Source organism: Mycobacterium sp. NTMscope_MAC_12 (assembly GCF_976985675.1).
Genome location: NZ_CDRJYY010000001.1, coordinates 3,145,627 through 3,171,258 on the forward strand (window position 1 = coordinate 3,145,627; position 25,632 = coordinate 3,171,258).

General features: G+C 67.6%; 6 protein-coding genes. 3 read left to right on the forward strand and 3 right to left on the reverse strand.

Going from position 1 to position 25,632, the window contains the following annotated elements; translation table 11 throughout:
- Positions 1 to 137 precede the first annotated feature (137 nt).
- From AC0KS4_RS14270 to AC0KS4_RS14280, 3 genes are read right to left on the reverse strand one after another with little or no spacing between them, the layout of a single operon-like run.
- Positions 138 to 7,772, reverse strand: coding sequence for a non-ribosomal peptide synthetase (locus tag AC0KS4_RS14270; RefSeq protein WP_425326356.1), 7,635 nt, complete (start codon positions 7,770 to 7,772; stop codon positions 138 to 140).
- A gap of 20 nt (positions 7,773 to 7,792) precedes the next feature.
- Positions 7,793 to 18,067: a non-ribosomal peptide synthetase gene (locus tag AC0KS4_RS14275; RefSeq protein ID WP_238956207.1), complete on the reverse strand. Its 10,275-nt coding sequence runs from the start codon at positions 18,065 to 18,067 to the stop codon at positions 7,793 to 7,795.
- 43 nt (positions 18,068 to 18,110) lie between these two features.
- The gene (locus AC0KS4_RS14280) at positions 18,111 to 18,341 is read right to left on the reverse strand and encodes an MbtH family protein (RefSeq protein ID WP_003877688.1); all 231 of its coding nucleotides are present in this window, start codon (positions 18,339 to 18,341) and stop codon (positions 18,111 to 18,113) included.
- Between the two features lie 867 nt (positions 18,342 to 19,208).
- On the opposite strand from AC0KS4_RS14280, the gene AC0KS4_RS14285 reads away from it, so the two are divergent.
- From AC0KS4_RS14285 to AC0KS4_RS14295, 3 genes are all read left to right on the forward strand, one after another.
- Positions 19,209 to 19,628, forward strand: coding sequence for an MmpS family transport accessory protein (locus AC0KS4_RS14285; RefSeq protein ID WP_225327603.1), 420 nt, complete (start codon positions 19,209 to 19,211; stop codon positions 19,626 to 19,628).
- The gene (locus tag AC0KS4_RS14290; RefSeq protein ID WP_225327578.1) at positions 19,625 to 22,519 is read left to right on the forward strand and encodes an MMPL/RND family transporter; all 2,895 of its coding nucleotides are present in this window, start codon (positions 19,625 to 19,627) and stop codon (positions 22,517 to 22,519) included. The genes AC0KS4_RS14285 and AC0KS4_RS14290 overlap by 4 nt, the downstream gene beginning before the upstream one ends.
- A gap of 89 nt (positions 22,520 to 22,608) precedes the next feature.
- Complete coding sequence (locus AC0KS4_RS14295) at positions 22,609 to 25,524, forward strand: MMPL/RND family transporter (RefSeq protein ID WP_238956208.1); 2,916 nt, start codon at positions 22,609 to 22,611, stop codon at positions 25,522 to 25,524.
- The last annotated feature ends 108 nt before the right edge of the window (positions 25,525 to 25,632 follow it).

A 25,632-nucleotide genomic window follows, 5' to 3' on the forward strand; every position in this document is an offset into this window, starting at 1 on the left:
TCTAATGGCGCCCATTGCGGCGGCGACCGTTATCGGCGCGTGATAGGCGGCGCGCCGTCGGACCACAACAGGCATTGCGCATACAGCAGCGCGGCGCGGTCCGTAGGGACCGCGCCGCGCTGGAGTTCCTCGACGGGTTAGAGCAGGCCGAGCAGTTGCAGATCGGTGACGTACTTGACGATCACCGGCGCGCTCACGTGCGGGATGTCGTTGTCCGGACCGACTTTCGCTTCCTGCACGGCGGCGCGGAACCGCTCGGTCGGCGCGAACGCGCCGCGGGCCGGCTCGGCGGGTTGCAGGTTCTTCGGGTCGCGCAGCAGCAACAGCAGCATCTGCAGGACCGAGTTCTGCCGCTGCCGTTCCGGCAGGCCGCGCAGGCCGGTCTCGAAGCGCTGCAGCCACTCCCCGAAGTCGCCGACGCGCTCGATCGGGTAGCCGGCGTCGATGAGCCAGTCGACGTATTCGTCGAGCCCGATGCCGTCGTCGTGCGGGTTCATCACGTGGTAGGTCTCGAACCCCTCCATCACCTGGGCGCCCAGCTTGGCGATCGCCTCGGCGACGAACTCGACGGGCAGCCCGTCGAAGTGCGCGCACTGCCGCTTGCCGTCGGCGTCGAGCTGATAGAACGACTTGGGCGCGCAGCCGGTGGCCACGATGCTCAGGATCATCCGGGTGAAGATGTCCGCCACGTTGAGCTGGCCGGCGTAGCTGGTGTCGGCCAGGATCATGTCGGAGCGGAACACCGAGACCGGCAGGCCGCACAGGTCGTGGGCCTCGCGCAGCAGCACCTCGCCCGCCCACTTGCTGTTGCCGTAGCCGTTGGCGTAGCTGCCGTCGATGACGCGGGTGGCGCTGATGACCCGGATGTCGGCGTCCTCGGTGAACGCCGACGGCTCGATCTGGCGCCCCACGTCCGAAGTCGACACGTACGCGTACGGCTTCATCTTCGTGGTGAGCGCCAACCGGATCAGCTCGGCCGTACCCCCGACGTTGGGCGTGAACAGCTCGTTGTAGGGCAGCACACCGTTGACGACGGCCGCGGAGTCGACGATCAGGTCGACGGTGTCGGCCAGCTGCTGCCAGGTCTGTTCGTCCAGGCCCAGGTTGGCCTGGCCCTTGTCGCCGGCGACCACCTGCAGGTGGTCTTCGGCCAGTTCCCGGAAGTGCCGCAGCAATTCGGGGTCACCGCTGTCGAAGGTCTTCTCGAGGCGAGTCCTCGCCTCTTCATCCGTGCGGGCCCGCACCAGGCAGATCAGCTTGCCCTCAACCTGTTCCAGCTGCTCGAGCCATTCCAGCGCGAGGTAGCGACCCAGGAAACCGGTGGCGCCGGTCAGCAGGACCGTCCGCACCTCGGAGCTCGGTGCGCGCAGCGACGGCACGGCGGCCAGCGTCGTCGCGTCGATGAACTTGTCCAGCGTGAGGTCGCGGGCGTACACCTCGGTCGCGTCGGCGCCGTGCACCGCCGCGAAGCCGGGGCCCGCCGCGTTCTCGGTGCCGGAGCCGCTGGTGATCCGCTGGGCCAGGCCCCGGATGGACTGCGAGTCGAACAGCGTGCGGACCGACAGGGCGCCGTCCACGGCGGTGTTGATCTCGGCGATCACCCGCATCGCCGACAGCGAGTCGCCGCCGAGCTCGAAGAAGGAGTCCTCGACCGAGACACGTTCCATCCCGAGGACCCGGGCGAAGATGCCGGCGACGGTCTCTTCGGTGGGGTTGGACGGGGCGACGTACTCGCCGCCGCGCTTCTGGTATTCCGGTGCGGGCAGGGCGCGCTTGTCGAGCTTGCCGTTGACCGTCAGCGGCAGCGCGTCGAGCACGACGACCGCGGCCGGCACCATGTAGGCCGGCAGCCGGTCGGCCAGCTGGATGCGGATGCCGACCGGGTCGGCGGTGCCGGTGATGTAACCCACCAGCCGCTTGTCGCCGGGACGGTCCTCGCGGGCGATCACGGCCGCCTGCTCGACGCCGTCCAGCCCGGCCAGGGCCGCCTGCACCTCGCCGAGTTCGATGCGGTAGCCGCGGATCTTGACCTGTTCGTCGGCGCGGCCGAGGTACTCGAGCTGGCCGTCGTGGCCCCACCGGACCAGGTCGCCGGTGCGGTACATCCGCGCGCCCGGGCCGCCGAACGGGCAGGCCACGAACCGCGACGCCGTCAGGCCGGACCGCCGCGAATATCCCGTCGCCACACCGTGACCGGCGATGTACAGCTCGCCGACGACGCCCTCGGGCGCCGGGCGCAGCCACCGGTCCAGCACGAACAGCGCGGCCCGCGGCACCGGCGAACCGATCGGCGCGGACCCCGCCCCGGCCTGCAGCGGCGCGCTCATCGCCGCGTACACCGTGGCCTCGGTCGGGCCGTAGGCGTTGATCATCACGCGGCCCGTCGCCCACCGGTCGACGACCTCGACCGGGCAGGCCTCACCGGCCACCACCAACGCCGTCGAGTCCAGGCCCTCCGGCGAGAGCATGCCGACCGCCGACGGGGTCTGGCTCAGCACGGTGACGCCTTCGGAGACCAGCAGCGCGTGCAGCTCGTCCGGGGAGGCCGCGACCGATTCGGGCACCACGACCAGCCGGCCGCCGTGCAGCAGCGCGCCCCAGATCTCGTGCACCGACACGTCGAACACCAGGGAGTGCCACTGCGCCCACACCCCCGCCTCCGGCAGCTCGGCGTGCAGCGACTCCACCAGCTGGGTGGCGTTGTCATGGGTGACGGCCACGCCCTTGGGGACGCCGGTGGTGCCCGACGTGTAGATGAGGTAGGCGATGTTGTCCGACGACGGGATCGGCAGCGCCGCGCTGGGCTGGGTGTCCAGCGCCGGGTCGTCGACGTCGATGACCGTCGGGCGGCAGCCCTCCAGCCGCGACCGCAGGCCCGTCGTGGTGATCACGGCGACCGGCTCGGCGTCGGTGAGCAGGAACTCGATCCGCGCGGAGGGCAGCGCCGGGTCGATGGGCAGGTACGCCGCCCCCGTCTTGAGGACCGCGAGGATCGAGACGATCGCGTCGGCCGACCGGGAGAACAGCAGCGCGACGCGCTCGCCGGGGCCCGCGCCCTCTTCGATCAGCAAGTGCGCCAACCGGTTTGCGGCCTCGTCGAGCTCCCGATAGGTCATCGAGCGGCCCTCGAAGGTCAGCGCCGCCGCGTCCGGGGTGCGGGCCACCTGCGCGGCGAACAACCCCGGGATCGACTTGCCGGTCGCCGGCTGGCTCAGCACGGGCCGGTTGCCCCACGCGTCGAGCAGCTCGTGCTCGGCCTCGTCGACCACGTCGAGCGCCATCAGCCGTCGGGTGGGATCGACGGTCATCTCCGAGAGCACCCGCTGGAACCTCTCGGTCATCTTCTCGATGCCGGCCGCGTCGAACACGTCGGTGTCGTATTCGACGCGCAGGCCCAGTTCGCGGCCCGGGAGCGCCATCACCGACAGCGGGTAGTGGTTGTACTCGCGGTTGGTGACATCGGTGATGGCCAACTCGTGGAAGCCCAGCGGCACGCTGGTGTCGATCGGGTAGTTCTCGTACAGGAACAGGGTGTCGAACAGCGCGTCGTGACCGGTCACGCGGTGGATCTCGCTCAGCGCCAGATGCTCGTGTTCGAGGGTGTCGTTGTGGTGCTGCTGCAGCTGCTCCAACACGTCGGCGACGGTCGTCTCCGCGTCGATGTTGGCGCGCACCGGGACGGTGTTGATTAGCAGGCCCACCATCGATTCGGCGCCGGCCAGGTCGGCGGGCCGGCCCGAGACGGCGGTGCCGAACGCCACGTCATGCTGGCCGGTGAGCCGCATCAGCAGTTGCGCCCAACCCGCCTGCAGCACGGTGTTGACGGTGGTGTGGCAGGAGCGGGCCAGCTCGCCCAGGGCGCGGGTGGTCTCCGCGGAGAGCCGGTAGGACTCCACGGCCCGCCGGCCGAGGCGCATCCGGCCCGCCGGGCCCACCAGGGTGGGCGCCTCGAAGCCGTCGAGCACCTCGCGCCACGCGGCCTGCGCGGCGGTGCGGTCCTGGCCGGCCAGCCAGGTGAGGTAGCTGCGGTAGGTCGCGGGCGCGGGCAGCTGGTCGCCGTAGTAGTTGGCCAGGATCTCGCGCAGCAGGATGGGCAGCGACCAGCCGTCCATCACGATGTGGTGGTTGGTGAGCACGAACCGGTAGCGGTTGTCCGCGGTGCGGATCAGCGCGGCCCGGAACGCCGGCCGGTTGGCCAGGTCGCTCACCGCGGCGCGCTCGGCGGCGCACAGCTCCTCGACCCGTTTTTCGGGGTCGAGGTCTTCGGGGCCCAGCTGGATGTAGCGCCACGCCATGACCGGGTCGGCCGGGATCACCTGCACGGGCTCGCCGAACTGCGGGCAGAACCGGGCCGCCAGGTTGGGGTGGCGGTTCACCACGGTGTGCACCGCCTCGTGCAGCCGGTGCGAATCCAGGGCGCCGGTCACGGTGATGCCGAGCTGCACCGCGTAGACGTCGTCGCCCGGGTCTTGGGCGAAGCTGGCGTGGAAGAGCAGGCCCTGCTGCAGCGGGGTCAGCGGCAGGATGTCGGCGATCTGGTGCTGCTTGCTCAGCTCGTCGATCTGTTTCTGGTTCAGGCGCGCCGGCGCGATGTCGGACGGGGTCAGCCCGCCGCCACCGCCTTGCACGTGGGCGCAGATTCCGGCCAGGGCCTCGAACCACAGCTGGCTGAGCCGGCTGATCTGCTCGCGGTCCATCGCCGAAGCCGCCCACGTCCAGTTGGCGTGCAGGTGCGGGCCGTCCTCGGTGTCCATGGTGCCGGCGTTGAGGTCGACGGTGTGCATGAGCGGCATCGCCACCGCCGCGGCGGCGCCACTGAGCGACAGGCTGTCGGGGCTGAGCCGCCACAGCTCGCCGGGCAGGTCCGCGGCCGCGCCGAGCCGTCCCAGGTAGTTGAAGCCGATCACCGGGTCGGATCCACCCAGCTCGATGTCGGGGTTCAGGTAGCGCAGCAGGCCGTAGGTCAGCCCGTCGGGCAGCGCGCGCAGCTGCTCCTTGGCGGCCTTGACGATCGCGCCCAGCGCGTCGTCACCGCCGACGACGCCGGCCCAGTCCAGGCCGTCGATGGTCAGCGCCACCGGGTACTTGGTGGTGAACCAGCCGACGGTGCGCGACAGGTCGACGTGCGGTCCCAGCTCTTCCTGGCGCCCGTGGCCCTCGACGTCGATGCCGATCGGGGTGCCAGCAGCCTTGGAACCGAGGAATTCCGTCCAGGCCATCCCGAACGCGATCAACAGGATGTCTTGCACCCCGGCGTGGAACGCCGCGGGCACCTCACCCAGCAACAGCCGGGTGGTCTCGACGTCCAGGGACACCGACAACTGCTCGGCCGTCTGGTAGGTGTCCTCCTCGGGTCGCACCGCCGGCAGCACGGCCGGGGTGGACACCACCTCGCGCCAGGCGTCGGCCTGCTCGACGACGGCCGGGCTCTGCGCGTGCTCGGCGAGCAGCGACGACCACCGGGCGAACGAGGTCCCGCCCACGGGCAGCGCCACCGGCTGGCCGCTGTGGTGCTGCGCCCAGGCGATGTTGAGGTCCTCGATCAGGGTCCGCCACGACACACCGTCGACGGCCACGTGGTGGATGATCAACGCCAATTGGCTTGTCTCGCTTGTCCATACGGCGCTCACCATCACACCGGCGCCCGGGTTCAGCCGCGACCGCGCCTCGACGAGCGTCGCGTCGCTCAGCGCGTCGACCGACTGCAGGCAGTCGCCGGCCTGCACCGAGCCCGGGTCGGGCGCCTGCAGGTTCCAGCCGCCGGAGCCGTCGTCCTCGACGCGCAGCCGCAGCATGGGGTGGCGGTCCAGCAGGGCCTGTAGCACCACGGCCACGTCGTCGGCGGTGACGCCCGCGGGCGCCGCCAGCACCATGGTCTGGTTGAAGTCGTCGATCGGGCCGTCAACGGTTTGCAGCCACCGCATGATGGGGGTGGCCACCACGGGGCCGATCCCCTCGTCGACCACGTCCTCCTCGTCGTCGCGGTCGGTGGCCACGCGGGCCAGCCGGGCCACGGTCTGCTCGACGAACACGTCGCGGGGCCGGCACATCACGCCGGCGGCGCGGGCTCGGGCCACCACCTGCATCGACAGGATGCTGTCGCCGCCGAGGTCGAAGAAGGAGTCGTCGACGCCGACGCGTTCCACGCCCAGCACCTGGGCGTAGATGCCGGCCAGGATCTCCTCGGTGTGGTTGGACGGGGCGCGATACTCACCGGCGCGCTTGTGGTACTCCGGCGCGGGCAGGGCGCGCTTGTCGAGCTTGCCGTTGACCGTCAGCGGCAGCGCCTCGAGCACCACCACCGCGGCGGGGACCATGTAGGCGGGCAGCCGCTTGCCCAGCTGGGTGCGCAGCTCCGCCGGGTCGGCGGTGCCGGTGATGTAGCCGACGAGGCGCTTGTCGCCGGGACGGTCCTCACGGGCGATCACCGCGGCCTGGTCCACCCCGTCCAGCGCGGCCAGGGCCGACTGGATCTCGCCGAGTTCGATGCGGTAGCCGCGGATCTTGACCTGCTCGTCGGCGCGGCCCAGGTATTGCAGCTGCCCGTCGGCGCCCCAGCGCACCAGGTCGCCGGTGCGGTACATCCGCGCCCCGGGGCCGCCGAAGGGGCAGGCCACGAAGCGCGACGCCGTCAGGCCGGAGCGGCGCGCGTAGCCGGTGGCCACGCCGCGGCCGGCCACGTACAACTCGCCGACCACGCCCTCGGGCGCGGGCCGCAGCCACTTGTCCAGGACGAACAGCGCCGCGCCGGGCACCGGCGATCCGATCGGCGGCGCGCCCGAATCCCCCGCCAGCGGCGCGCTCATCGCGGCGTAGACGGTGGCCTCGGTCGGGCCGTAGGCGTTGATCATCACGCGTCCGGGCGCCCACCGGTCGACGACCTCGGCGGGGCAGGCCTCGCCGGCCACCACCAGCGCCGTCGAGTCCAGGCCCTCGGGCGAGAGCATCCCCACCGCGGAGGGGGTCTGGCTCAGCACGGTGACCTTCTCGGCGACCAGCAGGTCGTGCAGGTCGTCGGGCGAGGCCGCGACCGATTCGGGGACGACGACCAGGCGCCCGCCGTGCAGCAGGGCGCCCCAGATCTCCCACACCGAGACGTCGAACACCAGCGAGTGCCACTGCGACCACACCTGGCCCGAGCCGGACGGCAGCTTGGCGTGCAGGGTCTTCAGGAATTCGGTCACGTTGCGGTGCGTGACGGCCACCCCCTTGGGGACGCCCGTGGTCCCCGAGGTGTAGATCATGTAGGCGATGTCCTCGGGCTCCGGCCCCGGCAGCGCGCTACTGGGCTGGCTGTACGCCGCGGCCTCGTCGACGTCGATGACCGGCAGGTCGAAGCCCTCCAGCCGGGTGCGGAGGCTGGCGGTGGTGACCGCGGCGATCGGCGTGGCGTCGCCGAGCATGAATTCCATGCGGGCCGCCGGCAGGGCGGGGTCGATCGGCAGGTATGCGGCGCCGGTCTTCAGCACCGCCAGGATCGAGATGATGGCCTCGGCCGAGCGGGAGAACAGCAGCGCCACGCACTCGCCCGGGCCCGCGCCCTGCTCGGCCAGCAGGTGCGCCAGCCGGTTGGCGGCCTCATCGAGTTCCAGGTACGTCATCGAGCGACCCTCGAAACTCAGCGCCGTCGCCTGGGGGGTGCGCGTCACCTGGGTCGCAAACATTTCGGAAATGGACGCCGGCGCCTTGACCGGCTTGGTCAATATCGCCCGGTTACCCCACTCGTCGAGTCGGTCGTGCTCGCCGCCATCCAGTAGATCAATCGACAACAATCGCCGTCCCGCACCGACGGTCATGACTGCTCCTCCAAGTCCACGGTCATGGCTTCCAGCACCCGCTTGAAACGCTCGACCAGCTTCTCGATCCTCGCCTCGCCGAAGACGTCGGTATCGAACTCGACGCGAAGACCAATTTCATGGCCCGGCACGGCTTGCACCGAAAGCGGGTAATGGTTGTATTCCCGATTCGTGAATCCCCTAATAGTTAACTCGTCCACGGCCGATAGCGCGGCAGTATCGAGGGGATAGTTCTCGTACACGAACATTGTGTCGAATATTTGGTCGTGTCCCGTTACACGATGGATTTCATTGAGCGCCAGATGCTGGTGGTCGAGGGTGCTGGTATAGGTGCGTTGTAGCTGGTCAAGCAGGTCGGCGATGGTGGTTTCGGCGCCGATGGTCGCCCGCACCGGCACGGTGTTGATCAGCAGGCCGACCATGGACTCCGCACCGGCCAATTCGGTCGGCCGACCCGAAACCGCCGTGCCGAACACCACATCGTGCTGGCCGGTCAGCCACATCAGCAGCTGCGCCCAGGCCGCCTGCAGCACGGTGCTGACGGTCGTGCGGCACGAGCGGGCCAGTTCGCCGAGCAGGCGGCTGGTCTCCGCGGACACCTGGAACTCGGCGACGCCGCGCGGGCCGAGGCCCATCCGGCCCGACGGACCCACCAGCGTGGGGGTGTCGAACCCGGCCAGCACCTCGCGCCAGGCCGCCTGGGCGGCGGCGCGGTCCTGCTCGGACAGCCAGGTGATGAAGCTGCGGTAGGGCACCGGCGCGGGCAGCCGCACCCCGAAGTAGCTGGCGAAGATCTCCTGCAGCAGGACGGGCTTGGACCAGCCGTCGAGCACGATGTGGTGGTTGGTGAGCACGAACCGGTAGCTGTCGTCGCCGGTGCGGATCAGCGCGGCCCGGAACGGCGCCTTGCCCGCCAGGTCGCAGACGGCGACGCGTTCGGCGGCCGAGAGCGCCTCGATCTGCTCGTCTTGTTGGTCCAAGCCGGTGCCGGAGTCCAGCTCGACGTATTGCCAGGCCAGATCCGGGGCGGCCGCCATGATCTGCACCGGCTCGCCGAAGTCCTCGCTGAACCGGGCCACCACGTTGGGGTGGCGGGTGATGACGGTCCGCACGGCCTCGCGCAGCCGCTCGGGGTCGATGGCGCCGCTCACCGAGATGTCGAGCTGCACGGCGTAGAGGTCTTCGGAGTCTTGGCCGCCCTGGGCGGTGCCGGTGTGGAACAGCAGTCCCTGCTGCAGCGGGGTCAGCGGCAGCACGTCGGCGACGCGGTGCTGCTGCTGCAGTTCGTCGATGTCCCGCTGGGTCAACCGGGCGGGGGCGAGGTCCGACGGGGTCAACCCGCCGCCACCGTCGCGGACGTGCGCGCAGATGCCGGCCAGCGCGTCGAACCACAGCTCGCTGAGCTTGCCGATCTGCTTTTCGTCCAGCGCCGAGGTCGCCCACGTCCAGTTGGCCTGCAGGTGTGGGCCGTCGGCGGTGTCCATGGTGCCGGCGTTGAGCTCCACGGTGTGCGGCAACGGCAGGGCAACCGCCCCGGCCGCGCCGGCCAACGCGAAGCTGTCCTCGCTCAGCTGCCACAGTTCGGGCGACAGGTCGGCGGCGCCGCCGCCCAGGCGGCCCAGGTAGTTGAAGCTGATGGCGGGATCCGAATCACCAAGGTCCACATCGGGATTCAGGTAGCGCAGCAACCCGTAGGTGAGGCCGTCGGGCAGGGCGCGCAGTTGCTCCTTGGCGTCCTTGATCACCGGGCCCAGCGCCGCGTCACCGCCGATCACCTGGCCCCACGACAGGCCACCGACCCGCAAGGACACGGGGTACTTGGCGGTGAACCACCCCACCGTGCGCGAAAGGTCCACCTGCGGGCCGAGCTCCTCGCTGCGCCCGTGGCCCTCGACGTCGATGGCGATCGGCGCGCCGGTGCCCACGAACTGCGTCCACGCCAACCCGAACGCGATCAGCAAAATGTCTTGCACCCCAGCGTGAAACGCCGCGGGCACCTCCCCCAGCAGCAGGCGGGTCGTCTCGACGTCCAGCGACGCCGACAGCTGCCCGGCGTTCGCGTAGGTGTCCTCGGGCTGCGCGGCCGGCACCACCGCCGGGGTCGCGGCCACCTGCCGCCACTCCTCGGCCCGCTCGACCACCTCGGGGCGGCGCGCGTGCTCGTCCAGCAGCGACGACCACCGGGCGAACGAGGTGCCGCCCACCGGCAGGGCCACCGGCTGGCCGCTGTGGTGCTGCGCCCAAGCGATGTTGAGGTCCTCGATCAGGGTCCGCCACGACACGCCGTCGACGGCAAGGTGGTGGATGATCAACGCCAATTGGTTTGTCGCACTTGCCCATACCGCGCTGATCAGCAGGCCGTCGGCCAGGTTCAGCCGCGACCGGGCGTCGACCAGCTCCGCCTCGGACAACTCGTCGACGGTCTCCAGGCAGTCGCCGGCCTGCACGGAGCCGGGCTCGGGCACCTCGAACGACCAGCCGCCCACGCCGTCGTCCTCGACGCGCACCCGCAGCATCGCGTGCCGGTCCAGCAACGCCTGCAGCACCACGGCCACGTCGTCGGCGGTGACGTCGGCGGGGACCGCCAGCACCATCGTCTGGTTGAACTGCTCGACGGGGCCGTCCATGTTCTGCAGCCAGCGCATGATCGGGGTGGCCACCACCGGCCCGATCCCCTCGTCGACGACGTCGTCCTCGGGGCTCGCGATCGTGGCGACCCTCGCCAGGCGCGCGACGGTCTGCTCGGTGAAGACGTCCCGCGGGCGGCACACCACGCCGGCGGCGCGGGCGCGGGCCACCACCTGCATCGACAGGATGCTGTCGCCGCCGAGGTCGAAGAAGGAGTCGTCAACCCCGACGCGCTCGACGCCCAGCACCTGGGCGTAGATGCCGGCCAGGATCTCCTCGATGGCGCTCGCCGGCGCCCGGTAGCGGTCGACGTCGGAGTATTCCGGCGCCGGCAGGGCGCGGGTGTCGAGCTTGCCGTTGACGGTCAAAGGCAGCGCGTCGAGCACGACTACCGCCGAGGGCACCATGTAGCCGGGCAGCCGCTCGCTGAGTTGGGCCCGCGCGTCGGCCGGGTCGGCGGTGCCGGTGACGTAGGCGACGAGGCGCTTGTCGCCGGGGCGGTCCTCGCGGGCGATCACGGCGGCGTGCTCGACGCCGCTCAGCGAGGCGAGCGCGGCCTGGATTTCGCCGAGTTCGATGCGGTAGCCGCGGATCTTGACCTGTTCGTCGGCGCGGCCGATGTACTGCAACTGGCCGTCGGCGCCCCAGCGGACGAGGTCGCCGGTGCGATACATGCGCGCGCCGGGGGCCCCGTACGGGCAGGCCACGAATCTTGTTGCCGACAGCCCGGGGCGGCCCACGTAGCCGGTGGCCAATCCGCCGCCGGCGACATACAACTCGCCCACCACCCCGACAGGCACCGGCCGCAGCCAGCCGTCGAGCACGAAGAAACCGAGGTTGGCCAGCGGCACCCCGATCGGGCTGACGTTGCTGCCGACGTCGCCGCCGAGGATCTCGCGGAACGAGGCGTGCACCGTGGTCTCGGTGATGCCGTACATGTTGATCATCCGCGGCAGGCCGGGGTGGTGATGCAGCCACGTCGACAAGCGGTGCGGCTCAAGGGCTTCCCCACCGAACACGACCGTCTGCAACTTCAGCTGCTCACCGAGCTCCGGCGCCAACGCGTCGGCGCTCTGCAGGGCGTAGAACGCCGACGGGGTCTGGCTTAGCACGCTGACCTGCTCGCGAACCAGCAAGGCGTGCAAGTCTTCCGCCGAGCGCACCACCGCGTCGGGCACCACCACGAGGCGCCCGCCGTACAGCAGTGACCCGAAGACCTCCCACACCGAGAAGTCAAACGCCAGCGAGTGACATTGCGTCCACACCTGGCCCAACCCCAGCTGAGCATCGAGTGTCTCGAGCAGCAACGTCACGTTGCGGTGCGGGATCGCCACGCCCTTGGGCGTTCCGGTCGTGCCCGACGTGTAGATGATGTAGGCGATGTTCTCGGCCGCCGGCGCCGGCAGGCCGTTCGTCGGCTGGTCGGCCACGGCGGCGTCGTCGAGGTCGATGATCTGCCCGACGAACCCGGCCAGCTGCGGCCGCACCTCGGCGGTGGTCACCGCCGCGATCGGGGCGGCATCGCCGAGCACGAACTCCAGCCGCGCCGCGGGCACGCTCGGGTCGATCGGCACATAGGCCGCCCCGGTCTTGAGCACCGCGAAGATCGCGATCACCGCTTCGGCCGACCGCGGGATCACCACCGCGACCCGCTGGCCCGGGCCGGCGCCCTGCCCAACGAGCAAGTGCGCCAACCGGTTTGCCGACTCTTCGACCTCGCGGTAGGTGAACGAGCGCTCGCCGCAGGTGATCGCGACCGCGTCGGCGGCGCGGGCGACCTGCGCGGCGAACAGCGCCGGAATCGACTCCTGCCCGGTGGGGCGCTGCGCCAGCACGGCCCGGTTGCCCCACTCGTCGAGCCGTTCGTGCTCGGCGGGGTCGAGCAGATCGATCGACGAAAGCCGTTGCGCGGGATCGGCGGTCATGGCCGCCATCACGTGGCGCAGTCGCTCGATCAGCGTTTCGATGGCGGTCGCCTCGAAGACCTCCGTGTCGTACTCGACGCGCAGGCTCAGTTCGTGGCCCGGCGTCGCGACGACGGACAGCGGGTAGTGGTTGAATTCGCGGCTGCTGAACTCGGTGACGGCCAGCTCTTGGACACCCAGCAGCGCGCCCGCGTCGATCGGGTAGTTCTCGTAGAGGAACAGCGTGTCGAACAGCTGGTCGTGCCCGGTGACGCGGTGAATCTCGTTGAGCGCCAAGTGTTCATGCTCGAGGGTGTCGGCGTGGGCGCGTTGCAGCTGCTCGAGCAGGTCGACGACGGTGGTCGCGGCGGCGACGTTCGCCCGGACCGGCACGGTGTTGATCAGCAACCCGACCATGGCATCCGCGCCGGCCAACTCGGTGGGCCGGCCCGACACCGCGGTGCCGAAGGCGACGTCGTGCTGTCCGGTCATCCAGGTCAGCAGCTGCGCCCACGCGCCCTGCAGGACGGTGCTGATGGTGGTGCGGCTGGAGCGGGCCAGCTCCCCGAGGGCGCGCGTGGTGTCGGCCGAAACTGTATAGGTGGCAACGGCGCGCCGCCCGATCTTGCCCGGCGGGGCCACCAGGGTGGGCGCCTCGAATCCGGCCAGCGCCTCGCGCCACGCGGCTTGCGCGGCGCCGTGATCCTGGGCGGCCAACCACATCAGGTAGCTGCGGTACGACGGCGGCGCGGGCAGCCGCTGCCCGTAGTAGCCGGCGAACACCTCGCGCAGCAGGACCGGCAGCGACCAGCCGTCGATCACGATGTGGTGGATGGTGAACAGCAGCCGGTGCCGGTCGTCGGCGATGCGGATCAACGCGGCCCGGAAGGCGGGTTGGCCGGCCAGGTCGCACACGGCGGTGCGTTCCTCGGCGGCCAACTCCTCGAGCTGCTGGTCGACTCGGTCGGTGCCGCCGTCCAATTCGACGTAGCGCCAAGCCATTTCGGGCTCGGCCGGGATGATCTGCACCGGCTCGCCGAATTCGTCGAAGAAGCGGGCCACCAGGTTGGGGTGGCGGTTGACGGCGGTCTGCACGGCCTCGCGCAGCCGCTTCGCGTCCAGGCTGCCGCTCACGGTGATGCCGAGCTGCACCGCGTAGAGGTCTTCGAGCTCGGCCGCGAAGCTGGTGTGGAACAACAACCCCTGCTGCACGGGGCTCAGCGGCAGCACGTCGGCGACCTGGTGCTGGCGGCACAGCTCGTCGATCTGCTTCTGGTCCAGCCGGGCGGGCGCGATGTCGGACGGGGTCAAGCCGCCGCCGCCGGCCCGCACGTGCGCGCAGATGCCGTTCAGGGCCTCAAACCACAACTGGCTCAACCGATTTACTTGCTCGTCGGTCAGCGCCGAGGTCGCCCACCTCCAGTTGGCGTGCAGGAGCGGGCCGGCCTCGGTGTCCATGGTGCCGGCGTTGAGTTCCACCGTGTGCGCCAACGGCATCGCCACCGCCGTTGCCACGGCGGCCGACGACAGGCTGTCCTCGCTGACGCGCCACAGGTCCTCGGAGAGGTCTGCCCCCGCGGCCAATCGGCCCAGGTAGTTGAACCCGATCACGGGGTCGGAGCCCTGCAGGCCGACCTCGCTGTTCAGGTAGCGCAACAGCCCGTAGGTGAGGCCGTCGGGCAGGGAGCGCAGTTGTTCCTTGGCGTCCTTGATCACCGCGCCCAGCGCGGCGTCCCCCGCCGCCACCTTCGACCAGTTCAGCCGGCCGGTAATCGACAGTGCCGCAGGGTATTTGGTGGTGAACCAGCCGACGGTGCGGGATAGATCCACGCGGGAGGCTATCTCTTCGTTGCGCCCGTGGCCTTCGATGTCGATGCCGATCGGCGTCACGGTCCCCACGGACCCCAGGAACTCCGTGAACGCCAGGCCGAACGCGATCAACAGGATGTCCTGCACGCCGGCGTGGAACGCCGCGGGCACCTCCCCCAGCAGCAGGCGGGTCGTCTCGACGTCGAGCGACGCCGACAATTGTCCGGCGTTCGCGTAGGTGTCCTCCGCCCCGGGGGCCGGCAACGCCGCCGGGGTGGCGGCGACCTCCCGCCACGCGTCGGCCTGCTCGAGGACCGCCGGATCCTTCGCGTGCTCGGCCAGCAGCGACGACCACCGGGCGAACGAGGTTCCGGGCGCCTGCAACGCCACCGGTTGGGCGTTGTGATGCTGGACCCAGGCGATGTTGAGGTCCTCGATCAGGGTCCGCCACGACACACCGTCGACGGCCAGGTGGTGGATAATCAACGCCAATTGGTTTGTCGCACTTGCCCATACCGCGCTCAGCATGATCCCGTCGGCCACGTTGAGCCGGGAGCGGGCCTCGACGAGCTCCGCGTCGGAGAGCGCGTCGACCGTGCGCAGGCAGTCGCCGGCCTGCACCGAGCCGGCCTCGGGCGCCTCGAGCGACCAGCCGCCGGAGCCGTCGTCCTGCACGCGCAGCCGCAGCATGGGATGGCGATCCAGCAAGGCCTGCAGCACCACCGCCACGTCGTCGGCGCTCACCCCGGCGGGCGCCGCCAACACCATGGCCTGGTTGAACTCGTCGATCGGGCCGTCGATGGTCTGCAGCCACCGCATGATCGGGGTGGCCACCACCGGGCCGATCCCCTCGTCGGCCGCGCCGAGCTCGCCGTCGACGGCCACCTCGGACACCCGCGCCAGCCGGGCCACCGTCTGCTCGACGAACACATCCCGCGGGCGGCAGATCACGCCGGCCGCCCGGGCCCGGGACACCACCTGCATCGACAGGATGCTGTCCCCACCCAGGTCGAAGAACGAGTCGTCCACACCGACGCGCTCCACCCCGAGCACCTGGGCGTAGATGTCGGCCAGGATCTCCTCGATCGCGTCGGCCGGAGCGCGGTACTCGCTCGCGGTGTATTCCGGCGACGGCAGGGCGCGCTTGTCGAGTTTCCCGTTGCCGGTCAACGGCAGGGCGTCGAGCACCATCACCGCGGTCGGCACCATGTAGGGCGGAAGCTTTTCGGCCAGCTGGGCGCGCAGCGCCGCGGGGTCGGCGGTGCCGGTGATGTAGCCGACGAGGCGCTTGTCGCCGGGGCGGTCCTCGCGGGCGACCACGGCGGCCTGGTCCACTCCGTCGAGGCCGGCCAAAACCGCTTGGATCTCGCCGAGTTCGATGCGGTAGCCGCGGATCTTGACCTGCTCGTCGACGCGGCCCAGGTACTGCAGCTGCCCGTCGGGACCCCAGCACACCAGGTCACCGGTGCGGTACATGCGTGCCCCCGGCCCGCCGAAGGGGTTGGCCACAAACCGCGAGGCCGTCAGGCCGGCCCGGCGCACGTAGCCGTGCCCGACGCCCCGACCCGCCAGGTACAACTCGCCGACCACGCCGGCGGGCACGGGCTGCAGCCACTTGTCGAGCACGAACATCGCCGCCCCGGCTATCGGGGAGCCGATCGGCACCACCGGGGAGCCCGGCGTCAGCGGTGTGCTGATCGACGCGCAGACCGTGGTTTCGGTCGGGCCGTAGGCATCGATCATCACCCGCCCGGGCGCCGCCCACCGGTCGACGACGTCGGTCGGGCAGGCCTCGCCGGCCACCACCAGCGCCGTGGACTCCAGGTCCTCGGCCGGCAGCATCGCCACCGCCGACGGGGTCTGGGTCAGGACGCTGACTTTCTCCGCGACCAGCAGGTCGTGGAAGTCCTGCGGGGAGGACGCCACCGATTCGGGCACCACCAGCAGCCGCCTGCCCCGCAGCAGCGCGCCGAAGATCTCCCACACCGAGAAGTCGAAGGACGAGGAATGGCTTTGCGTCCAGACATTTCCGGGCGGCAGGGCGGCGTCGAGCGACTCGGTCAGCCACGTGACGTTGAGATGCGGGATCGCCACGCCCTTGGGGGTTCCGGTGGTTCCGGACGTGTAGATGATGTAGGCGACGTTCTCGGGGGCCGGGTTCGGCAGCGCGGTGTCGGGTTGGGCGTCGATCTCGGGATCGTGCACATCGACGACGAAAACGTCATGGCCGTCCAGTCGCGGGCGCAGGTCCGCCGTGGTGATCACCGCGCTGGGTGCAGCGTCGGTGAGGACGAAGTCCATCCGCGACGACGCATGCGCGGGGTCGATCGGCACGTAGGCCGCCCCGGTCTTGAGCACCGCGAGCATCGAGACGATGGCGTCCGCGCAGCGGGGGAACATCACCGCCACGCAGTCGCCGGGGCCCACGCCGTGGCCGGCGAGCAAGTGCCCCAACCGGTTCGACGCCTCGTCGAGCTCCGCGTAGGTCAGCGAGTGGTCGCCGAAGGTCACGGCCAGCGCGTCGGGCGCGGCCTGCACGTGTTCGGCGAACGCGGCCGGGATCGACACCGGGGCGGGCGCGGGCTCGGCCAACGCCGGCCGGTTGCTCCACTGGTCGATGAGCGCAGGCTCGTCGGGGGTCAGCAGGTCGATCGACGACAGCGGCCGCTCCGGGTCGGCGGTCATGGCCGCCAGGATCTGCTGCAGCCGGCCCGCCAGGTCGGCGACGCCGAAGCTTGCGAACGGTTGACCGGGGCCCGCGGTGCTGAGGAAGAGCTGGTCTCCGGCGCCGAGGAAGAACAGGCCGAAGTGCCCGACCGGGCCGTGGTTCGTGTACGACGCCGTCGCCGGGGAGCCGGCCAGGTCCAGGGTCAGCCGGGACGGGATGAAGTTGATGCCGACGCGGTTCGGCGCCTGGCGCAGCCCGTCGCCCTCGAGGGTGTGCACCGGGAAGCGCTGGTGCTGCAGCAGTTCGCGGATCCGCTTGTCCACGTGCTTGCAGAAGTCGGCGACCGTCGTTGTCGGCTCCGTCGCCAGCACCAGCGGCACGACACCGGCCAGCATCGCGGGAAGCGTCTTCGACTCCGGGCGCACGCGCCGGCTGACCGGGAAGTCGAGCGCCACCTCCGAGCCGCTGCCCGACCATCCGCGCACCAGCAGGGCGCAGGCGGCGGTGGTGACCGAAAACCGGCGGATGGCCAGCTTTTTGGACAGCTCCTTGATCCGGTTGGCGACGGACGGGTCCAACTGGACCGACGCGGACGGCGAGTAGTGGTCCTGCTCGCCCGCGGTGTCGGGCAGCCGATCGACGGGTCCGCTCTCCGGCGGAAGGTGTTCGCTCCAGTAGGCCTTGTCTTGGAGGTAGTCCTCGGAAGCCTCGTACTCGGACTCGAGGTCGACCAGGTCCTGCGCCGAACCGAAGTAGGCGTCGGGAATTGGTTTTCCCGCCACCATCGCGGAATAGATAGTCGCCACCCGGCGGCACACCAAGGCCATGCCCAGACCGTCGATGGCAATGTGGTGGCAGCAACCAAACAAATAGAATTCCTCGTGCCCAGTTTGAAATAGCACGAATTTGAACATTTGGCCGTTCAACGGCATCGGCGTGCGCTGGATGGAGGAAGACATTTCGCGGGCTTCCTGCACCGGATCCGCCGCGCTCGTCAGGTCGTGAAACTCGAGTTCGACGTGGGGGTAGTCGATCGGCTTCTGGACGACTTGGCCGTCGACCTCGAAGAACGAGACCCTGCCCGGTTCGGCCTCGCTGACGGCTTGGGTGAGTGCCTGCTGGAAGGCGTCCCGATGGACGGGGCCGTCGATTTTGACCAGGAGACCGAGCTGCCACTGGGTGCCGGCGAAGCCTGCTTCTTGGGATAGCCAGATATCAAGCTGCCCGCGTGTTAATGGCAGCGTCCGATCATCCCTCGCCATCGACTCCCCCAAGTCTCCACCACCCGCCCCATACCCCGGCTGGTTACTGGTCAAAACCCCGACCCGTTGCGAGCTTGTCCCGCAGGCTCTTCGGCCTGATGTCGGGCCAATGCTGCTCGATGTATTCCAAACACGCAGCTCGATCGGCTTCCCCGTGTACCACTCGCCAGCCCGCTGGAACATCGGCGAAGGCCGGCCACAAGCTGTGTTGCTCTTCGTCGTTCACCAGGACGAAAAAGCTGCCGTTGTCGTCGTCGAATGGATTGATGCTCACAATTCTCCAGATACATAGTGGACATGAGTGGAACAGCTCCAAACCATAGTGGAGGGCAACACTGCCCGTCGGCGGTTTGGGGAAAGTTCCTGGTGTGACCTGGAAGGCTCTTGGCGCCATCGAATGATTGGTGTGCGGAGGGCCCCGATGCCCCTGAATTCGCAGCAGTGACCTGCATCAATGGCGTTGATTGCGAAATATCGCTATTGGGGCAGGCACGTCCTTCAGGCCGATGAAGTTATTGTGCTTGTCGTCTCACATCCTAGCCGAACGCGTGAGGGGGCGAAAATCACCCGGAGGCGAACCCGCCGGCTCCCGGCGGGGCGCGTTTGAACCCTCCCGGCCGGTGACACGTGATGACTGCTGTGCTTAGGTGGGTGCGCGGCGTTGCCGACCGCTGTGCGGGACGGATAGGTCAGCAAAATGCCGTTTACGCAGGTGGTATCCATTACGATCCCGTATCGCGTTGGCAAAGCACTGATACGGAAGCGACAGGCGTGGTTTACTCATCAAGACCTGGTCGCGCTCCCCGGGGGCGGGGCTCGCATGAGGTGACAGAGGCACGACTGGTCGGCGACGTGCACCGCATTCGAGGCGCCGCAGTCTGGCGTGTTGCTACCGGTCTGTAGTTGCATGTTCGGGGGCGAAGCCCGCACGGACATGAAGACGGCTGAAGGGGGTGCAGTGGTCGACTCCGATGTGCGGGCCCGGCCCGACAACACCATCGCGGAAGGACGAGAAATTAGCCAACCGTCTGGCCGGCGACGCGGTTTCTTGGGCTTTGCTCGCCGATCTTCGCCCGAACCCACGCAGCAAACTGGCCGCCTACCGAATCGTCCCCAAAAGGGCGCCGCGATATTCGGTTTTCTGAAGCGGCTGTGGATTCCGCTGGTGATCGTGGCCGTCGTCATTGCCGGGGGCATGACCGTTTCGCGGCTGCACGGCGTTTTCGGTTCCGAGCGCCGCCCCTCGTACGCCGAATCACGGCAACAGGACACCAAACCCTTTAACCCCAAGCACGTGAAATACGAAGTCTTCGGGCCGGCGGGGACGACGGCCGACATCAGCTACTTTGACGCCAACGGCGAGCCGAACCACATCACCGGCATCGCGCTGCCGTGGACGTTCGACATCTCGACGACGTTGCCGTCAATCGTGGGAAACGTAGTGGCGCAGGGCAATAGCGACACTCTTGGCTGCCGCATCGTGGTAGACGGCGTTGTCAAGACCGAGAGGATCTCGCACCAATTGAACGCGTTCACCTACTGCGTGCTGACGGCGACATGAGTACCGAGCAATTGGAGACCCAGCGGCCTGCCGCGCGATCACGGGTGGCGCGGATCATCCACCGCTTGTCGGTGCCCATCATCTTGGGTTGGCTCGGCATCGCCGTCCTCATCAGCGTCGCCGTCCCCTCGCTGGAAAAGGTTTCGGCCGAGCATGCGGTGTCGCTAAGTCCTTTGGGCGCACCGTCGTTCAAGGCGATGGAACGCCTGGGCGAGGATTTCAAGGAAACCAACACCGGCGCCATGGCCATGGTCCTGCTGGAGGGCCAACAGCAACTGGGCGACGACGCGCACAAGTATTACGACCGCTTGGTTCGCCAGTTGGAGGCCGACCGCACGCACGTGCAGCATGTCCAGGACTTCTGGGGCGATCCGCTTACCCGCGGCGCCGCGCAAAGCCAGGACGGCAAAGCCGCATACGTTCAGGTGAACCTGAACGGAAACGCGGGCGCGGCCGCGGGCGACGAATCTGTGGCCGCAGTGAGAAAGATCGTGCAGGAGGCTTCTCCCCCGCCCGGGCTCAAGGTCTATGTCACCGGACCCGCGGCCATCGTCGCGGACATGAACAGCGCCGGCGCGAAGACGGTCATGCTGGTGACTTTGGCCAGCCTTTGCGTGATTTTCCTGACGTTGCTGATCGTTTATCGATCGATTGTCACCGTCATCCTTCTGTTGCTCATCGTCGGTCTGGAATTGCAGATCGCGCGCGGAATGGTCGCGCTTCTCGGCCATCTCGGGCTGGTCGGCCTTACCACTTTTGCCGTCAACTTGCTGGTCGCCGCCGTCATCGCGACGGGAACCGACTACGGCATTTTCTTCGTCGGCCGATATCAAGAGGCTCGGCAGGCCGGTGAAAGTCGCGAAGACGCCTTTTACACCACTTTCGCTGGGGTCGCGAAGGTTGTGTTGGCCTCCGGCTTGACCATTGCCGGCGCGGTGCTCTGCCTCAGCTTCACCCGTCTCCCGTTTTTCCAACCGCTCGGTATCCCGTGCGCGGTCGGCATAGCGGTTGCGGTGCTGATTGCGCTGACGCTGGGGCCGGCGCTGCTGGCCGCCGGAGCCCGGTTCGGCCTGTTCGAGCCTCGGCGGGCGATCTCGGCCCGCCGGTGGCGACGGATCGGTACGGCCATCGTCCGGTGGCCGGCGCCCATTCTGGTTGCCTCGTTGGCCATTGCACTGATCGGCCTGTTGGCCCTACCGAATTACCACCCCAGTTATGACGACCAGAAATTCATTCCGCAAAGCATTCCCGCCAATGTGGGGTACGCGGCGGCGGCGCGGCACTTTCCGGGCCAGCGGATGCAAATGCCCGAGATTCTGTTGGTCGAGACCGATCATGATTTGCGTAATCCGACCGATATGTTGGTGATCAACAAAGTTGCCAAGGCCGTGCTCGGGGTTCCGGGGATTGCCACGGTGCAGACCGTCACCCGTCCCGAAGGTGTTCCCCTGCAACACACCACGATTCCGTGGATCATCAGCATGGGTCAGGCCAGCCAGATGCAGAACATGGCCTTCCAAAAAGACCGCATGAACGACATGCTCGTCCAGGCCGAAGAGCTCGGGAAAATGATCGGCATCATGCAGCACATGCTGGGCCTGATGAAGGAACTCGTCGCCACGACCCACCACATGGTCCAGACGACGCATGAAATGCAGGACATCACGTCGGAGCTGCGGGATCGTGTTTCGGATTTCGAGGATTTTTTCCGGCCGATTCGCAGCTATTTCTACTGGGAAAAACACTGCTACGACATTCCGATTTGTTACTCCCTGAGGTCCATCTTCGATGCGCTCGACGGCGTTGACGAGATCAGCGACAAATTGGGCGAGATGGTGAAAAACCTCGACCAGCTGGACATGATCCTTCCGCAACTGGTCATGCAGATCCCGCCCATGATCGAAACCATGTCGGGCATGCGCAACATGATGCTGACCATGCACAGCACCATGTCCGGGGTGATGGGCCAGATGGATTCGAGCGCCAAGGATCCGAGTGTCATGGGACAGGCGTTCGATGCCTCCAGAAACGACGATTCCTTCTACCTGCCGCCGGGGATCATCAACGGCTCCGACGCCTTCAAGCGGGTCGAGAAGGTGTTCATGTCGCCGGACGGGAAGGACTTCCGCCTGCTCATCTCGCAGCGGGGTGACCCGGCGACACCCGAGGGCCTCTCGCGGGTGGAGCAGATCAAGACGGCGGCCGAAGAATCGCTCAAGGGAACGCCCCTCGAAAACGCCAAGATCTATCTCACCGGCACGGCGGCGATCACCAAAGATTTGGTGGACGGATCCAAGTTCGACCTCCTGATCGCCGGCGTCTCCGCGATCTGCCTCATCTTCATCATCATGCTGATCATGACGCGAAGTTTTATTGCCGCCATGGTGATCGTCGGCACGGTTTTGCTATCCCTCGGGGCATCCTTCGGGCTGTCCGTGTTGGTCTGGCAGTACCTGCTTGGCATGCAGCTGCACTGGACGGTGCTGTCCACCTCGGTGATCGTGCTGTTGGCGGTCGGCTCCGACTACAACCTGCTACTGGTCTCCCGCATGAAGGAGGAATTGGCCGCCGGAATCCACACCGGAATCATTCGCGCCATGGGCGGCACCGGCAAGGTCGTGACGAACGCCGGCCTGGTGTTCGCATTCACCATGGCCTCGATGGTGGTCAGCGACCTGCGCAGCATCGCCCAATTGGGGACCACCATCGGTTTGGGACTGTTGTTTGACACCTTGGTGGTGCGCGCATTCATGACGCCCTCTGTGGCTGCATTGCTGGGGCGCTGGTTCTGGTGGCCACAGCTGGTACGCCCCCGCCCCGCCAGCACGATGCTGCGTCCCACGGGGCCTCGTCCGTTGGTGCGTTCGTTGCTGCTCAAGCAGTCGCAATAAGTGGCGGCTTTCCACTTCAGGATGGGAACAGCAACCGTGGGGAACATCGTGACGCAGGGCGATAGCGCCGCAGACACGCTGGGGGCCGCATGACGACCCAAGGGACTCGGCCTCCCCGCATCGCCCGGAACATCCGTCGCTTTGCGGCGCTCATCATCATCGGGTGGGTGGCGCTGACCCTGCTGGTGACCTTCGGCGTCCCGCGGCTCGAGATCGTCGGCCAACAGCATTCGGTGCCGCTGGCCCCTCAGGACGCCCCGGCGGTCCAGGCCATGCAGCGCATGGGCAGGGACTTCAAGGAGTCCGATTCCGACAGCTTCGCGATGCTGGTGATCGAGGGGCAGCAGCAGCTCGGAGACTCTGCGCACGCCTACTACGCCAAATTGGTTCGTGAGCTCAAAAGCGACACCAAGCACATCGAGCACGTGCAGGATTTGTGGGGGGACCGCCTCACCGCGGCGGGCGCCCAAAGTCCCGACGGCAAGGCCGTCTATGTGCAGTTGAATCTGGCGGGCAACCAGGGCACCACCCAGGGTCAGGAATCTGTCGCGGCGATCCGCGACATCATCGAGCGGACGCCGCCGCCTCCCGGAATTCAGGCCTATGTGACCGGCCCGGCGGCGCTGTTTTCCGATATGCAGCTCGCCGGCGACCGATCCATTCTGAAGATGACGATGATCGGCGCCTTGATCATTTTCATCGTGCTGCTTTTCGTGTACCGCTCGGTGATCACCGTGATCCTGTTGCTGCTCACGGTGGGCATCGAAGTCTTTGCCGCGCGCGGTGTCATCGCCTTTATCGCCGACCACAACCTCATCGCACTCTCAACCTTTGCCGTCAACCTGCTGGTGGCACTGGCAATGGCCGCCGGAACCGACTACGCGATCTTCTTCTTCGGCCGCTATCAAGAGGCACGCCAAGCCGGCGAGGACCGGGAAAGCGCGTTCTTCACCACCTATCGCAGCGTCTCCCCCGTGGTTTTGGGCTCCGGTCTGACGATCGCCGGGGCCATGTTGTGCCTGAGCTTCACCCGCATGCCCATCTTCCAAACCATGGGCCTGCCTTGCTCGTTGGGCATGCTGATTTCCGTCCTGATCGCTCTGACGTTGGTTCCGGCGGTGCTGACCGTCGGTGGTGGCGTCGGATTATTCGACCCGACGCGCACGATCGGGTTCGGCCGGTGGCGCCGGATCGGCACGGCAATCGTCCGCTGGCCCGCACCCATTCTGTGCGCGACGATAGCGATCGCCATCGTCGGCCTGGCAACGTTGCCCGGATACAAGACGAGCTACAACAACCGGCTGTATATGCCCAACAGCGTTCCCGCCAACGTCGGGTACGCGGCCGCCGATCGTCACTTCAATCAATCGCGGATGATGCCCGAAATCGTGATGATCGAGGCCGATCACGACATGCGAAACTCGGCGGACTTCCTAGTGCTGCACAGGCTTGCCAAGGCAATCTTCGGGGTTCACGGGATTTCTCGGGTGCAGGGCATCACGCGGCCGGAGGGAACACCGATCCAGCACACGTCGATCCCGTTCCTGCTCAGCATGCAGCAGGCGATGATGAGTCAAGACATCAAATACATGCAGCTGCGTATGGACGACATGCTCGTCCAGGCGGACATGATGGCCAAGCAAATCGAGATCATGAAGCGCATCTATTCATTGCAGAAGCGCATGACGGATATCACGCACGACACGATCGTCAAGACCAAGGAAATGGCCGAAGTCATTTATGAGCTACGCGGCCACATGTCCGACTTCGAGGATTTCTTCCGGCCCTTGCGCAGCTATTTCTACTGGGAAAAGCACTGCTATGACATCCCGATATGCTGGTCGTTACGACAAATTTTCGAAATTCTCGACGGCGTCGATACGCTCAGCGACAAACTGACGGATCTTCTCAAAGATCTCGACAATATGGACAGGCTGATGCCGCAGCTGCTCGAGCAGTACCCGCCGATGATCGCGATGTCCGAGGATATGCGACAGATGATGCTAACCAATCACAGCACCATGTCCGGGATCATCGGCCAGATGGACAGCAACAACAAGGACGCCGTTGCCATGGGCGAGGCTTTCGACGCCTCCAAGAATGACGACTCGTTCTATCTGCCGCCGGACATCTTCGACAATGCGGACTTCAAGAAAGCGATGAGCCAATTCTTGTCGCCGGACGGAAAGGCCGCCCGCTTCATCATTTCCCACCGCGGCGACCCGGCAACGTCGGAAAGCGTGGCCCGCATCGACAAGATCAGGCAGGCGGCCGAAGAAGCGCTCAAGAACACGCCACTCGAAAGCGCCAAGATCAACATCGCGGGTACCGCGTCGACGTTCAAGGACTTCCGGGACGGTTCGACCTACGACCTCTTGATCGCCGGCGTTGGCGCGCTGTGTCTGATTTTCATCATCATGCTGATCATCACCCGAAGTTTTATCGCCGCCCTTGTCATCGTGGGCACGGTGACCCTGTCATTGGGCGCCTCGTTCGGGTTGTCGGTGCTGATCTGGCAATACATTTTCGGCATCGAGCTGTACTGGATGGTGCTGCCGATGTCCGTCATCGTCCTGCTGGCGGTCGGGTCGGACTACAACCTGCTGCTGGTGTCCCGCATGAAAGAGGAAATAGCCGCCGGCATCAATACGGGCATCATTCGCGCGATGGGCGGCACCGGCAAGGTCGTGACGAACGCGGGCCTGGTGTTCGCATTCACCATGGCATCGATGGTGGTCAGCGATTTGCGCATCATCGGTCAGGTCGGTACCACGATCGGCCTGGGCCTGATGTTCGACACCTTGATCGTGCGCTCGTTCATGACGCCCACCATCGCGGCCCTGCTCGGGCGTTGGTTCTGGTGGCCGCTCTTGGTTCGGCCGCGGCCGGCCAGCCTGCTGCTTCGCTCCGTGGGCACGCGCCCGTCGGTGCGCACCCTGCTGCGCGAGGACGACGACGCGGACGCCCCCACGGCCGAGATCCCGATCCCCCGGTCGACCGTCTAGGTGGTTCTCGCGTTTCTCATTGCCCGGGCAACGGGGCGCTCGACGCCCTTCGCGAAGAACGTGGTGAGAAAGGTTGGACGGCAATGATTTTGCCCCGCACATTCGGAA

Coding starts and splice junctions, on each gene's coding strand:
- AC0KS4_RS14290 (WP_225327578.1), top strand. CDS start 19,625: ATGAGTACCGAGCAATTGGAGACCCAGCGGCCTGCCGCGCGATCACGG.
- AC0KS4_RS14295 (WP_238956208.1), top strand. CDS start 22,609: ATGACGACCCAAGGGACTCGGCCTCCCCGCATCGCCCGGAACATCCGT.
- AC0KS4_RS14275 (WP_238956207.1), bottom strand. CDS start 18,067: ATGGCGAGGGATGATCGGACGCTGCCATTAACACGCGGGCAGCTTGAT.